Source organism: Maledivibacter sp. (assembly GCA_025210375.1).
Taxonomy (GTDB): domain Bacteria; phylum Bacillota; class Clostridia; order Peptostreptococcales; family Caminicellaceae; genus JAOASB01.
Genome location: JAOASB010000010.1, coordinates 33,493 through 47,520, shown reverse-complemented (window position 1 = coordinate 47,520; position 14,028 = coordinate 33,493). Strand labels below are relative to the sequence as shown.

General features: G+C 31.3%; 14 protein-coding genes. 3 read left to right on the top strand and 11 right to left on the bottom strand.

Going from position 1 to position 14,028, the window contains the following annotated elements:
- Positions 1-309 precede the first annotated feature (309 nt).
- Positions 310-861, top strand: coding sequence for a sigma-70 family RNA polymerase sigma factor (locus N4A68_03435; GenBank protein MCT4563368.1), 552 nt, complete (start codon positions 310-312; stop codon positions 859-861).
- Positions 862-864: 3 nt separating this feature from the next.
- Complete coding sequence (locus tag N4A68_03430) at positions 865-1,881, top strand: DUF4179 domain-containing protein (GenBank protein ID MCT4563367.1); 1,017 nt, start codon at positions 865-867, stop codon at positions 1,879-1,881.
- A gap of 332 nt (positions 1,882-2,213) precedes the next feature.
- Here the strand turns inward: N4A68_03430 and N4A68_03425 are convergent, their stop codons facing one another.
- The 7 genes from N4A68_03425 to N4A68_03395 all read right to left on the bottom strand — a co-directional run bounded on the left by N4A68_03425 (position 2,214) and on the right by N4A68_03395 (position 11,036).
- Positions 2,214-3,668 (bottom strand): HAMP domain-containing histidine kinase, encoded by a 1,455-nt coding sequence (locus tag N4A68_03425; GenBank protein ID MCT4563366.1) that lies wholly within the window; start codon positions 3,666-3,668, stop codon positions 2,214-2,216.
- A complete protein-coding gene (locus N4A68_03420) occupies positions 3,658-4,362 on the bottom strand; it encodes a response regulator transcription factor (protein ID MCT4563365.1) in 705 nt (234 codons plus the stop codon). Before N4A68_03420 ends, N4A68_03425 begins: the two co-directional genes overlap by 11 nt.
- Positions 4,363-4,504: 142 nt before the next feature.
- Positions 4,505-5,758 (bottom strand): hypothetical protein, encoded by a 1,254-nt coding sequence (locus tag N4A68_03415; GenBank protein ID MCT4563364.1) that lies wholly within the window; start codon positions 5,756-5,758, stop codon positions 4,505-4,507.
- Between the two features lie 350 nt (positions 5,759-6,108).
- Positions 6,109-6,543: an acyl-CoA thioesterase gene (locus N4A68_03410; protein ID MCT4563363.1), complete on the bottom strand. Its 435-nt coding sequence runs from the start codon at positions 6,541-6,543 to the stop codon at positions 6,109-6,111.
- 247 nt (positions 6,544-6,790) lie between these two features.
- Positions 6,791-7,948 carry a mandelate racemase/muconate lactonizing enzyme family protein gene (locus N4A68_03405; GenBank protein MCT4563362.1) on the bottom strand — a complete coding sequence of 386 codons (1,158 nt, stop codon included), beginning with the start codon at positions 7,946-7,948 and terminating at the stop codon, positions 6,791-6,793.
- A 144-nt stretch (positions 7,949-8,092) separates the two neighbouring features.
- Complete coding sequence (locus N4A68_03400) at positions 8,093-9,484, bottom strand: FAD-dependent oxidoreductase (protein MCT4563361.1); 1,392 nt, start codon at positions 9,482-9,484, stop codon at positions 8,093-8,095.
- Positions 9,474-11,036 carry a BCCT family transporter gene (locus N4A68_03395; protein ID MCT4563360.1) on the bottom strand — a complete coding sequence of 521 codons (1,563 nt, stop codon included), beginning with the start codon at positions 11,034-11,036 and terminating at the stop codon, positions 9,474-9,476. Before N4A68_03395 ends, N4A68_03400 begins: the two co-directional genes overlap by 11 nt.
- A gap of 319 nt (positions 11,037-11,355) precedes the next feature.
- Between N4A68_03395 and N4A68_03390 the strand changes: the two genes are divergently transcribed.
- A complete protein-coding gene (locus N4A68_03390) occupies positions 11,356-12,063 on the top strand; it encodes a GntR family transcriptional regulator (GenBank protein ID MCT4563359.1) in 708 nt (235 codons plus the stop codon).
- Between the two features lie 394 nt (positions 12,064-12,457).
- Here the strand turns inward: N4A68_03390 and N4A68_03385 are convergent, their stop codons facing one another.
- The 4 genes from N4A68_03385 to N4A68_03370 form a co-directional block, all read right to left on the bottom strand.
- A complete protein-coding gene (locus tag N4A68_03385) occupies positions 12,458-12,967 on the bottom strand; it encodes a hypothetical protein (GenBank protein ID MCT4563358.1) in 510 nt (169 codons plus the stop codon).
- A 24-nt stretch (positions 12,968-12,991) separates the two neighbouring features.
- Positions 12,992-13,114, bottom strand: a complete 123-nt coding sequence (locus tag N4A68_03380) for a hypothetical protein (protein ID MCT4563357.1) — start codon at positions 13,112-13,114, stop codon at positions 12,992-12,994.
- 289 nt (positions 13,115-13,403) lie between these two features.
- Positions 13,404-13,553 carry a hypothetical protein gene (locus tag N4A68_03375; protein ID MCT4563356.1) on the bottom strand — a complete coding sequence of 50 codons (150 nt, stop codon included), beginning with the start codon at positions 13,551-13,553 and terminating at the stop codon, positions 13,404-13,406.
- A gap of 219 nt (positions 13,554-13,772) precedes the next feature.
- Positions 13,773-14,018 (bottom strand): hypothetical protein, encoded by a 246-nt coding sequence (locus tag N4A68_03370; protein ID MCT4563355.1) that lies wholly within the window; start codon positions 14,016-14,018, stop codon positions 13,773-13,775.
- Between the last annotated feature and the right edge of the window lie 10 nt (positions 14,019-14,028).

Below are 14,028 nucleotides of genomic sequence, written 5' to 3'. Positions count from 1 at the left end.
TTAATAGAAAAATTTCCAAAAGTTTTGGATAAAAATTACATAAAAGTATAATAATTGAGTGTTTTGCTATGTACAAATTAAGATTTACTTGGAACTCTCTATAGAGATTCCAGTCAAAACTTTAATTTGTACATATCAAAAATCCCCAGAATCATCGGATATTTTCCTATGTACAAATTAAGATTTACTTGGAACTCTCTATATTTATAAAAATTTTTATAATTTATTGATAGATAGTATACTATAAGGTACGAAGTATTAAGTGTTCGAACAAATTAAACACTAAGCTTAGCGTAAGGAAGTGAATAAATGAAAATTACGGAACAAAATTTTATTCTTCATCTAAAGAATAGGGATGAAAAGGCTTTAGAATATGTTATAGATATTTATGGCTGGATTATTAAATCCATTGTCAAAAAACATTTATATAATTTGGAAAGCCATCAAGAAGAATGTATAAACGATATATTTTTAGGTATTTGGAACAATGTCCATCGTTTTAATGAGGATAAAGGCACTTTTAAAAGTTGGGTAGCAGCCATTGCAAAATATAAAACAATAGATTATAGAAGAAAATATTTAAGGGATCTAAAAAATACAAATATCGATGATATGAAAATAATCGCAGAAGATGATGTCTTTAAAGAGGTTACAAAACAGGATATTGACAAAGATTTAGATGGGTTACTAAATTGTTTAAAGGATGAGGATAAAAATTTATTTCTTAAACTATACGTTGAGGAACAGGAAGTTGCCCATATCAGTAGGGAAACAGGGTTAAAAAAAGATGTGATTTATAACAGAATATCTAGGGCAAGAAAAAAACTTAAAAATATGTTTCATGTTATAGAAAGGGGATAACATATGGAAAAGAATATGTATGATCTTTTGAATGAAGCCGAAATAGATTTAGATGAATATGATCAAGAATACTTTACGGATATAGAAAAAAGAAAGATTAAGAATAGCTTTAAAAAATCTATAAAAAAGAATCGTTTTGTATATAGAAAATACATTGTGGCCTCAATAGCCCTATTGATGATAGGATTATTCACAACTAATATAGGTAATCATGTTTTGGCATATGCAAATACGATTACCTATGATATAGCAAGCTTCTTAGGAATTGAAAGGAACTTAGACGAATATAAAACAGTTGTGGATCAATCAATAAGTAAAAACGGCATAACCATTCAATTAAATGAAGTTATCTTGGATAATGACCAGCTAGTAGTTTCCACCACTTCAAAGTCTGATGAAAAATTAGAAGAAGGCTTCATATCTCCGATAGGTAGTGTTTATGTTAATGGTGAAAATATATCCTTTGGAGGCGGTGGTGGAGCAAAAAAAATAGATGCCTATACAGTAGAAGAAGTAACAATCTATACATTAGATGAAGTTTTAGATGGGGAATTAAATATAAAACTTCTATTCTCAGATGTATTGATAAATGGAAAAACAAAAAAAGGCCCTTGGGTATTCGAATTTAAAACAAATGGCGATGAGTTAGCATTGAATACCGATAAGATTTCACTTAATCATACTTTTGAACTTGAAAATGGCCAAAAAATAACCTTAGAAAAATACACTAGTAACAATTTGGGTCCAAAGATTTACTGCTCAAAATCCCCTAAGGGCACTGATTATGATATGGTGTTAAGGGGGTATGATGATTTAGGTAATGACATTGAATTTTACCTATCTAGAGGAACTGTCAATACTGGATTGTTCAAGTTAAGTACTATCAATGGAAATCTCAATGAAAATGCAAAAAAACTATCCCTTACTCCCTATGCTGTTAAATTCCCTGAGCAAAGTGGTAGGCTGAGTAATGACTTTAAGAAGGTTGGGGAGGAGTTTACAATAAATCTATTGAAGTAATTAAGAAAACCAAGGCGATATAATATTGCCTTGGTTGTTTCATATTTATAGAAAGATACAGGTAACTCTTATGGCAAGTGTATTTAAATCTATGTTCAAAGGATTACCCATAATTTCACACGACCTATTAACCAACCAGTCTATAAAACTTGGAGATTTATCCAGTTCGAAGTTATACGTGCATTCCCAAATCTGGGTACAAGCTAATTTACAACCTCTAAAGAAAAGTGGTGGAACTTTTATTATTTTGATTAATTGTTTATGATTCTTTCTCCTAAAAGCCACACCATATATATTATACTATTCTACCAAATAAGAGTTATAGAATTTCTTCATTTATATAAAGGAATAGATATTTGAAAGATAGTTCCCCCATTTGAATCCGTCACTTTTATATTTGAGTTTTGTTTTTTCAAAAGCTTATATACTAATGAAAGCCCCAACCCTGTTCCAGAGAAATTTTTAGCTCTATTCTTGTCTACTGTGTAGAAGGGGTCAAAAATTCTACTCTTATGTTCATCGGGTATTCCAATTCCTGTATCTTCTATTTCAATGACATTTTTCTCATCTTTAATATAACTTCTTATAAATATCTTTCCATTATTTTTATTATATTTGATTGCATTGTCAATTAGGTTGATGGATATTTGAATAAAACTGTCTTTGTCTATATAAATCTCAGCAGAGGTCATGTCATGTATGATCTCAATTCCAAATTTTGATGCCTTGCCACTCATACGCTCTATGATTTCTCTTAGAAACACTTTGGAATCAATCTTTTCTTTTTTAAGTTCAAAGTCGTATTTTTCTATACTTGATAAATATAATATGTTTCCAATCATATTATCTAGTCTCTTCAACTCTTTTTCAGCAACTTTTTTTGATCTGTCAACCATTTCCTCATCATCGTCATATAAGGTAATTAAATCTAATTGAGCTTTGATAACAGTAATAGGGGTTCTGAATTCATGGGTTATATTACCTATAAATTCTTTTTGTTTTTTTTCTAGCTTTTGAAGCTTTTTAAGAGCATCTTGTAGTTTTGATTTTTCCACACTAATCTCTTCAATATTGTCTTCAATTTTATTTGACATTACAAAAATACCCTTACTCAACTCTCCAAGTTCATCCTTTGTATTAATGATTGAAACCGCATGATAGTCACCATTTGCAACGGACTTAACTGACTCTTTCAGCTGAACAATTTTTTTTACAAAGAACCAAAAATAGAAAGAAGCTACTAAAAAAGCTATGATTACAGACACTATACCAACTTGGATAAAAAGTTTTACTATATCTTCATAAAACTTTCTCTCTTTTTTTATACTATATTCTATCTTTAAAACACCAATCTGATGGTTAAAATCATATACTGGTGCCACATAAACAATTATGTCGCCTATCCGTTGATAAACAATATTGTTATCCAATGCCTTTGTAATCATCTCTGTATAATCTTCTTTATCGTTAGATATCCTCCCACTACCTATTAGATTACCCTCTTTATCATATAGAATTGTATCTAGATCCAATACGCGTACTAGCTCAATACTTAATTCTTTAGCTTTATCTTTATAAAAATATTCAAAATTTGTATATTTACTTAAATAAAATTTCTCTCGTATAAGAAGATTGGCTGTCTTACTGTTGTCTTTTAAAAAAGATTCATAGGATAATCTTTGATTATCCTTTATTCCTCTTAAAATTAAAGTGCTAATAATAAAAAGGTTGAATATCAATAGTAAAATCATAAAAACTGTGAATTTTTGTCTTATACTAATTTTCATCCATATTCCCTACAGCCTTATATCCAATTTTAGGTACTGTTCTGATAAGGTTGCCATATTTCCCTAGTTTCTTTCTAATGCGCTGTATATGGATATCAATTGTACGTGTTCCTCCAAGATATTCTTGCCCCCATACTCTATCTAAAATGACTTCTCTAGTAAAAGTAACCCTTTTATTACTTATTAGGAATGCTAATAAATCAAACTCCCTTGGTTTAAAATACAATACTTCGCCATCTAAATAAACAATTCTATCTTTAAATTTAATCTTGAAAGTATCATATGAAAAACAATCCTCTTCCTTCAACATGTCACCTGTAATTTTACTTTTTCCTATTCTTCTACTAAGAGATCTCACACGGGCAATTAGCTCTTGCATATCAAAGGGTTTCGTTATATAATCATCCGCTCCTAATTCTAATCCTAATACTTTATCAATCAATTCACTCTTGGCGGTCAACATAATAATTCCAAAGGCCATATTGTATGCTACTTTTTTGCATATATCATAACCATTGTATTTTGGCATCATCACATCTAAAATTAAAATTTGAGGGTTTTGTATTTCTATGATTTCTAATGCTTCCTCACCATCATATGCTGTATATACTTCATAATTTTCACGCTTTAATGCATAGGCAATAGAATCTGATATGTTTTTTTCATCATCAGCAACCAAAACTTTTATTCCCATTTGTCCACCTTCTTTATTAGAGCTATCTCAGAACTTAAATATAATTAATTGAGGAAATTGCATAATGTATATGGCATTGTTTTGGAGGTTCTTAAACTATATATAATACATAATTTTTGTAAAAGGTAATTATGTAATTTGCTCAATTAAATGTAATTATATTAGTTATACACTTAGTTTCAAATGATGTTCTAGATGTTCTATTGGATACACTTTCTAAGAAATAGAGCCTATTCGAAGATTGGTTCCAAAAAATACCAATATCAATGTCTTTAAATTCCTGTAATACTGTTTTCTTCCCAGAATTAAGATCGCAAATATATGTTTTAACTTCATTAGCAAATTTTTGGCCTTCAATATCTTCTATCATAGAATACACCAATTTACTATGGTCTAAAGATTCTTCATAATGCAAAATATTTCCTTCATCTATTAGTTTATACCTTTCTCCATTGCTATTTAGCTGCCATATTTTACTGTTACCTTCTGTTTCCTCTATTTCTATAACCCCATTGCCCTTGATATTTATTGCATCTAATTCAGATGCATAAATTGTTTGGAAGGCATTATCATCTTCCACAAGTGTTTTTGTATCTAAATCATAAACATAGCTTTTGAAGTAATGTGTTGATAACGTCAACTTATTTCGATTTTTATTTGCATTAATTCCTGCATCTTCTTTATTGTACTCATAAAATCCCTTATATTTATTTATAACATGTTCATCACCTCTCTCTTCAGGTGACAGACCTACCGCATCTATATACTCATTAAAGCTAGGTACTTTCTTTATTTTTTTATTTACTTCATCTGGAAGTATAATCTGATTCTTCTCACCAGTAACTAAATTATATTCATATATTTTATAGCCTTCAGTTGTAATTAATTTATTATTATTTATTAAACTTGCATAACCCATTATCCCTTCTATTTTATTAAATGAATGGTCTTTTAAGTTGAATGAATACCAAGTTCTACTAGTTTTTCTTTTCAGTCTATTGTACTCTTCTATCATGATGAAATCATTATTTAATTGTTTCGTAATGTCGCTTAATCCACTAATACTGAATTCGATATTCTTATCATTATTATTGGTCACCGATATCATTTCATTTTTTTTGCAATTATATATACATATATTTTCTACTTGGTTGTTTCTATTTTTACCTATAATTTCATCATTATTTAACCAAGCATAGGCAGCAAATTTTTCAATTTTATCAATCGCCCTAATAATTAATACATCATCAATCTCTTTTTGCTGGTTTTCTAAAACATGTATTTTCCCTTTTTCATTCTTCATAGCTTCAGCACTACATGGTATTGTGCATCCAAATATTATGCTTGTGGCTAAAAAAATACTTATTTTCTTCTTAAAATTATTTTTGTTCACCATTATACCTACTCCTTTATTTTTTATACATATATTATAATAGGCTTTGATTTCTAAAGAATAAAAATATGTTTCTATTTTGTAAACTTTTATGCCAAGTAATCATCTATTTTAATGGTGAATAATGGTTAACGAAGCTATTTTCCTAAGCATTTAAATTAACTGTAAATCCTAAATGTATAAAATAAAAGTCCCCTTATAGGAATTATAAGTAGGGACTTTACGATTAGTCTTTTCTTACTTGTCTACTGAATATTAGTCTTAAAACGTCCTATTTGGTATAGTCTCATTTTTATATAAAAAGTTACTTAGGTTCTAACTTAACTCTACTAGTCATTACCAATTTCATTATATCATTTAGCCCTTATTTTGTTAAATCTTTCAAGTATATCTATTTCTTCATTTGTTTTTGGTTCATCAATCACAATATTATGTGGTATTTTCTTTTTGTTACCATCAATGCAAACGAAGGTTACAAAACCTTCTGCCACCTTAATATCTGTATTGTTTCTAAGTACCTTAGTATAGACCGTTAGACTAGTTTTACCTGCTTGTATACCCGTTGATACAAATCTAATCATATCACCATTAAAGGAAGGGCCTAAATATTTCATGGAATGAATCTCAACAGCCACTAGATGATCTGCCTCACCATATTTGCCATATAGGTTAGATGCTCCTAAAAAAGATGCCTCAGCAAACCACTCAGCCATCCTTCCTGCAAATAAAGTATCGTGATGATTCATATCTTCACCCTTGACCAACTTTGATGTCTCAAAACTCTTCATTTTTCTCCTCCTTTTGTTGATAGTTCTTTAGTGAGATATCCTTACTTGATAAAGCTTGATTTTCCTTGGTACATAAATGATATTTTCATTATCTCCCACATTATTGATACTGTCAATTAGATTGATCGTTTTGTTTATTTTTTCAATTTCCCCATTTAAATAAATAAGATTAGTACAAAAAAAGATGTTTCTTTTCTTTAATAGAAACATCTTCTTTGCATTTACACCCTTACATTAGCTATTTAAACTAAAATTCTTTTCCCGTTATCTCTTTATAAAATTCTTTATTAATATCAATGCCTAGACCTGGAACTTCTGATTTTTCTAAGTACCCATCAATAATAGGAGCTTCATTTGTAGTAAGGTTTTTTCTCAATGATCCACCATAAAAATCCGGATGTAAATATTCTACATAAGTGGTATATTTGTTAGCAATGTGCAAATGTCTACAAGCTGCAGCTGTGATACCTGTTTTCCATTGATGAGGAGAAACCTGAACATTGTACTGCTCCGCCATATGCATGATTCGACGTAATTCAGTTAACCCTCCGGCCCTATTATAATCCGGTTGAATAACTGAAACCTTAGAATATTTTAGCCACTGTTCACATTCAAATCTAGTGGTAGCCATTTCAGCACCACAAATCCTCGTGGACACTGTCTCTGATAATTTTCTATGTCCTTCTAGGTCGTCATGGGGTAACATGGCTTCAGCGAAATATAAATCTACATCTTTAATTCTATCTAAAATCCATCTGCATTCTTCCCAATCCGTGAAACGATATAGGAAATCACACATCATGTCGATATCATGCCCCAGCATTTTACGACATGCTTTTAAGTAATCCACTACTTGTTGTTTAGTCATCTTTGCATCCTGCATAATACATATTTTAACGGCCTTGACTTTTTTCTCTTTAGCTTTTTTCAATAAGGGCTCATAAGCTTTTAATGCAATTTCCGGTTCAGAATCCGATGGACAATCGGGATATAGGGTGAAATAGGGCGTAACTTTATCTCTAAATTGTCCACCTAGTAATTTATAAGCCGGTAAATTATGCTGTTTTCCAGCTAAATCATATAAAGCCATGTCAATACCTGAGATTGCAAACATCCCAAATCCACGCATTCCAATCCAGCGTGTGGTTTCATACATTAAATCCCAGTTAGCATCAAATTCAATAGGATCTCTACCTACTAATACTTCTGTAAGATTAGTTAACCATTTATGTTCCGTCTCACAATTTGCAAATGCTGCAATTACACTTGGAGAACCATCTGCTTCCCCTATTCCATATCTACCTGCATTATCAGTTACTTTAACAATACAAGTGTTTTGACTCCAGTTTGAAGCTGAAATATTCACCGGTAAAAATTCAATTGATTTAATTAGATTTTCTTTCATAATTTTTCCTCCATTATATTATTTGAGAAACTTGCATAATTGACATTATCAATTTTGAAATACAATATATAGATTACTTTCTTGACTCTCTCTAATACATTTTGTATTGAAAAATTCTTTAAATGTATTATGGAATTTTCTCATTTATAATCTAGCGCCATCTTCTTTCAACGCTTTTCTTACATCTTTCCCATCTATGTCATAGACCTTAGTTCTAGTTTTTTTGGATAACATCATAGCTATTCCCGCCGCGTATCCCTGTGAAAAACACTGTGCAGTTACTCTTGATGATGCTAAGGCTTCATGCTCTGCATCAATACATCTACCCGCTACCAAAACATTATCTAAACTAGCAGGAACCATTGTTCCAAATGGAATCTCATAATAATCATTTTGCAGCCAAAATAATTTGGGTCTTTCGCCACGATGTAGTTCAATGGGCCAAGAACTTTTAGCAATACCATCCTCAAACTTGACACAATTCTCTACATCTGTATTCAATAAAGTCCTTTTCCCAACAATAGACCTTGTTTGCCTAACTCCTACCTCACTCCCAGTGACTGTAATATAGCTGTTTTTACAACCAGGAATATATTCCTTCAATAATCTAAAATAAGCTAATGCCTGTTTTCTAGCAGCTATTTCGGCATAAGTCCGCTCTTCAGCCTTAATACAGTTTAAACAATTCCCATCATTTTTAGATATACTTGTAGCGTTAATATATAGCTGTCCCTTATTTGGACATTTAAAAATCCATATTTTCTTTCTTGGTAAGCTTACACCAAATTTTCTTTCCGCTTCACGAATTTTTTCAGAAAAATCATCGTTGCAAATTGTGTTTTCTCCAAAATAATTCCAGAATTTTTCATCATCAACGCCATTGATCATAAAAATTAGTGATGGATTTTGGACAACGCCATTGTGCCCCATCCTAAATTCACCACCAGCAGCCGCAACAAGCACTGCATCTCCCGAAGTATCGATAAAATAATCGGCTTTGATTAATCCATAGCCATCGGCTGTATTTACAACAACTTCCTTTATCTTTCTATCTTCTACCCTTACATCGGTTACTACTGTATGGTATAGAATTTCGGCACCCGCTTCAATTACTAATTCTTCTGCTGAATACTTCCAAACAAATGGATCGTGAGCATCTACATAGGTATTGCCATAAAGCTGAGGTTCAGATAATCCTCCATTTCTTAGTAATCTTTGCCTTAACTTTTCTGCAAAACCAAAGACAATTTGCTTCGGCCCATTTTTACAAGTCCATTCTTCATTGGTTAAGTATAGACCACAAATAGTTCCAGATAAACCACCAACGGCTTGTCCTCCTAGAAAACCATTTTTTTCAACTAACAATGTCTTCAAACCTTGTCTAGCAGTGGTTTCAGCTGCGGCTACACCGGCTGGACCTCCACCCACCACTACCACATCATACTCCCCAATCAGCTCTATATTGTCAAAAGTTACTTGTTCCTTTCGATAAACTGTGTTTTCATCTTGCTTTACTGAAGTTTTATTAATTGTCATCACTAGAAAGTTCCTCCAGTCTTTCCTTTATTCTATAATCTTTTTTGAGCCATTTTAGTAAACAAATAAACATAATGATGTAGAGAACAATCATTGGAGGTGCTGAAATAATAGCCATTGATTTAATAGTATTGATAGCGCCACCCATTAATAAAGCAACCATAGAGATCGCCCCAACCGCTACGCACCAAATTAATCTAACTGCTAAATCCGGATCTTCATTTGGTTTTAAATTCTTAGTTGTCATCATAGATACAGCATAGGTTGCGGAAGTCATAGTAGTTGTTATTAAGAAATATGCAGCAATTAAAAATATTACTAAAACTATAGATCCAAGTGGAACGGAAGCAATAACTTCAATGATGGCTCCTGCCAATCCTAGATTAGTAAACCATTCTATAATTGGCAATGTATTCGTTAATATACCATTTACGGTATATCCCCCTAGAATTCCTAAGAATAGCATACATCCAAGGGATGATCCTATCACACATGTCAATACTACTTCCTTTATTTTTCTACCATAGGATACCTTTGCTATAAATAATCCCATCATTACTAAATATGCAAAATACCATGCCCAGTAAAAAATTGTCCAATCCTGTGGAAACCCGGATTTCATTACTGGATCTGTATAAAATGACATTCTAAAAAAGTTATTTAATACCATCCCAACGCTATCGGAAGTATAATTTATAATAAATGAAGTAGGCCCAGCCATTAGAATAAATGTAATCATACCCACGGAAATATAAACACAGATGTTAGCTAATTTACTAATACCTTTTTTAAGTCCTAATAACATAATTATTGCATAGAAAATTATGAAGGACGCAACAATAGCTACTTTCACTCCAACAGTAGGTTGAATATGAAATAATTTATTTAGCCCAGCACTCAATAGATCGGCTGAAACCCCCATCGAGGTTGAAAATGCTCCTAATGTCCCAAAAATTGCAAATATATTAATCAAATATCCTAACCACGAACTTTCATGTTTTTCCCCTATTACTTCAGTACATAGGGCACTAAGTCTTAAATTCGTTTTTCTTCTATTATGCAAGTAATAAGCATATGGAATTGCAGGAAGTAAGAAAATACTCCATCCAATAATATTCCAATGATAGATTGAATAAGCAATTGACCAAGTACTTGCTTCAGCACTCATTGGCTCATATCCATATGGCGGCCATTGCATATAATATATAGGCTCTCCTATAGCCCAATATACCAAGCCAGCCCCTACACCGGCTGTAAACATCATGAATGCAAAGCTTACAAAAGAAAACTCTGGTTTTGCATCTTTACCACCAAAACGTACTGTGCTGTATTTACCAAATGCTAACCACGCCAATACACCAACACACCCTAAAGCAACTATTTGTATAATAAATCCAAGTTGATGTGTAATAAATCCTGCCCCCTTCGCCGTTAATGCATTAAGCTTTTCTGGAAAAAGCGCAGCTAAAATCATAACTGCAAGGACAAAAATAATTGATGGCCACATTAATTTGTGGTCTACATTTTCGAATCTTGATTTCTTTTGATTCATAGAAATTCTCCTTCCTTTTTGTAATATATTATAAATATATTAGTATTATATCACAAATATATTATCTTGCAAGCGTTTGCCTAATATTAATTGGATTTTCCTAGGTTTTGGGCATAGGATTATTCTATTACCTTTATGTATAAATTATCATACATTGTATTCCATAAGTATTTGTATTAAAATGTTAAATGTATAGAGATTTCAGTCAAAACTTTAATTTATCCACATCAAAACTCCCAACAGTATGGGCTATTTTGATATGGATAAATTGAGATTTACCCTAAACTCTCTATAGAAGGACTTAAAGGAGGCACCATAAATGTACAAAAGACTTGAGTACTTTGAAAATATGACTTTTGTAAATCTGACGGAAAAAGCATATTATATCCTTGAAGAAGCAATTGTTACTTTAGAACTAAAGCCCGGTCAATCTTATTCTGAAAAAGAACTAAGTAGTTTTATCAATATTGGTAGAACCCCCGTTAGAGAAGCTATAAAAAAGTTAGAACAAACTAGACTCGTAGAAATTATTCCAAGAAGTGGAATTACTATATTACCAATAAGATTAGAAGAAGCCTTACTCCAGATGGAGGTTAGAAGATTACTAGAAAAGCTCATCATGTTACGAGCAACTAAATTCGCAACTGCAAAAGAAAGAGAACACCTATTAGAACTAGCCGGCCGTTACGAAATAGCTACAAAAAATAAAGATGCAGTTGAAGCAATAAGAATTGATGATGAATTTAATTTCTTTATTGCAGATTGTGCTCGCAATGTATATGCAGCTGGGGCCCTCAAACCATTGCAACCCTCATCTCGTAGAATTTATTTTCAGCGTTACTATGTAGACGAAGAAATGACTAAGAATATTAATTATGGTCATATAGGATTGATGCGCGCAATTGCAAGTGGCTCAACTGACGAGGTTACAAAATATTTAGATAAGCTATTCGATTATTTGAAAGATCTTGTGGTAAAATCTTTCAACTCAATGGTACTTGACAAAGAATTATTAGACTCCATATAAATATCTTAAAATTTTTATGTAAATAAAATCTTCTTGGTAAAAACTGAAATATTAACCAAGGAGATTTTATTTATGATCATATTTATTAGAAAAACAGTAAGAGGGGATTTTAGGAGTGAGAAACTAAACTATACCTCTTAAGGAAAATTTCCATGGCTTTGTAGATAAATAATAATGGATATTTCAGATAATAGTATAGTACTTTCCTTTGAAAAAACTAATGGTACTTTAATTCAACTTTTCAATATCTCAATAAATTTACTAGTTTGATTACTTGGCTTACTAGAATAATTTGAAGCCTGCCCTTGATATAAATTGAGTGAATTAATATTCATATCAGACCTCCTCAAATATAATACTTCATTAATTTCGGATATAGAGTTTAGGATAAATCTTAATTTATAGACTGTACAATACATAGTTTACCATACTTTGGATTTTTTTTATTCCACTCATAGGTAATACCGTATTCTGTGCCATCAGTTTTCAATAAGTCTAATACTATCATTGGACAATCCAATGTTAAATCATATTCATCTGTATAAATAACAATTTCCATCTTATCCCTATTGATTCTATCTATATCTGTAACAAACGATGTAGTTACTATCTGACTTTCATCTAATATATACATCCCTTGAACAATAAATAAAATAATCAGTAAAATACATAAAAACTTATTTGCTTTAATGCTTTTATCTCTAATAAATTTTATTATTAATCCCAATAGCCAAAATACAGTAACAGTAATAGATAGAAATGGTATTATAGACAGAACTTCGTGGGTGTTATAACTGAAAATTGTATAAATCCCATATCTAGACATTTCAGAGTCACAAAGATAAAGTATCCAAAAAATTATCCCTATGCTTACTATAAATAGATTCCTATTCTTATCTTTCATAAATTAATATTCCTCCTATTTAAACTAAGTAAAATCTTGTTTCTTTAATTCTATTATACCCTCTTTTACCCCTATTTTTACTACAGTGGCAATTGTTATAAACAAAAATATCCCACCAACAATGCATGTTGATATCATATTAATCACTTTACAACAACCTCCCTTATTTTATCTACATAATCAAGAAAAATAAAAAACCTTTAGGATTCTCTATTAAATTATTCTCTACACCTAATATTTTTAACAGCCTGGCAATATAAAAACTTTGCAAAAGCATGTGATATTTTGGAGCTGTTCATCCATTATTAATTATGTCGGCTCAAGGAAATAGGAGAATACAGGATGTTTAATTTTATCAAATTCATCGCAATGAAGCAATGGGAATATTGTGATTATTGGCAAATTCTATAATCCCTGCTAAGTCAGTTTTGTTATTCTAAATATGAATCCACTGTCTATCATAAGGTTTAGTTATTGTTATTACAGTTTCTTCAACTAGTTCATTTGAAAAACCAACTTGTTGTTTATGATACTCTAAAATTGACACTAACACTTTATTTTTAGTTATTCCTGGGTTTTCTGTCAAAATGGAGGTCGGTACCACCTCTCGAGGTAGAACAATCGTCAAGAAACATTACATCAAAATCAACATAAGAAAAGACCGCATTGAATTGAATTTAATTTCAATACGATCATAAGAGTTATCTATTATTTTGAGTACAGATATTATTCCAAAATCTGTCTATACCATTGGTTTAAAGATTCTTTAAAACTTATTCTACTATCTTACATTGTCATGAAACTACTATCCTAATTCAACGGTCTCAACTACGCCAACTTGTCCTGGCTTAGTCAGCATGTCCATTGCCTTGATCACAAGGGACATTCTACCGTTATCTTCTTCTTCTTTCGGAAGATTTGGATTGCCAAGAGGACTTGAAATGGTGTCGCCTCTTAAGATTCTTGAAACACCTACAGTCTTAGGAACATCTACAACAGCTGTTATTTGAACAACAGGTATGCCGGCTTCCTCTATTTTGCTAGCTATCACTGCACCGCAG

Coding starts and splice junctions, on each gene's coding strand:
- N4A68_03435 (MCT4563368.1), top strand. CDS start 310: ATGAAAATTACGGAACAAAATTTTATTCTTCATCTAAAGAATAGGGAT.
- N4A68_03430 (MCT4563367.1), top strand. CDS start 865: ATGGAAAAGAATATGTATGATCTTTTGAATGAAGCCGAAATAGATTTA.
- N4A68_03425 (MCT4563366.1), bottom strand. CDS start 3,668: ATGAAAATTAGTATAAGACAAAAATTCACAGTTTTTATGATTTTACTA.
- N4A68_03420 (MCT4563365.1), bottom strand. CDS start 4,362: ATGGGAATAAAAGTTTTGGTTGCTGATGATGAAAAAAACATATCAGAT.
- N4A68_03415 (MCT4563364.1), bottom strand. CDS start 5,758: ATGGTGAACAAAAATAATTTTAAGAAGAAAATAAGTATTTTTTTAGCC.
- N4A68_03410 (MCT4563363.1), bottom strand. CDS start 6,543: ATGAAGAGTTTTGAGACATCAAAGTTGGTCAAGGGTGAAGATATGAAT.
- N4A68_03405 (MCT4563362.1), bottom strand. CDS start 7,948: ATGAAAGAAAATCTAATTAAATCAATTGAATTTTTACCGGTGAATATT.
- N4A68_03400 (MCT4563361.1), bottom strand. CDS start 9,484: ATGACAATTAATAAAACTTCAGTAAAGCAAGATGAAAACACAGTTTAT.
- N4A68_03395 (MCT4563360.1), bottom strand. CDS start 11,036: ATGAATCAAAAGAAATCAAGATTCGAAAATGTAGACCACAAATTAATG.
- N4A68_03390 (MCT4563359.1), top strand. CDS start 11,356: ATGTACAAAAGACTTGAGTACTTTGAAAATATGACTTTTGTAAATCTG.
- N4A68_03385 (MCT4563358.1), bottom strand. CDS start 12,967: ATGAAAGATAAGAATAGGAATCTATTTATAGTAAGCATAGGGATAATT.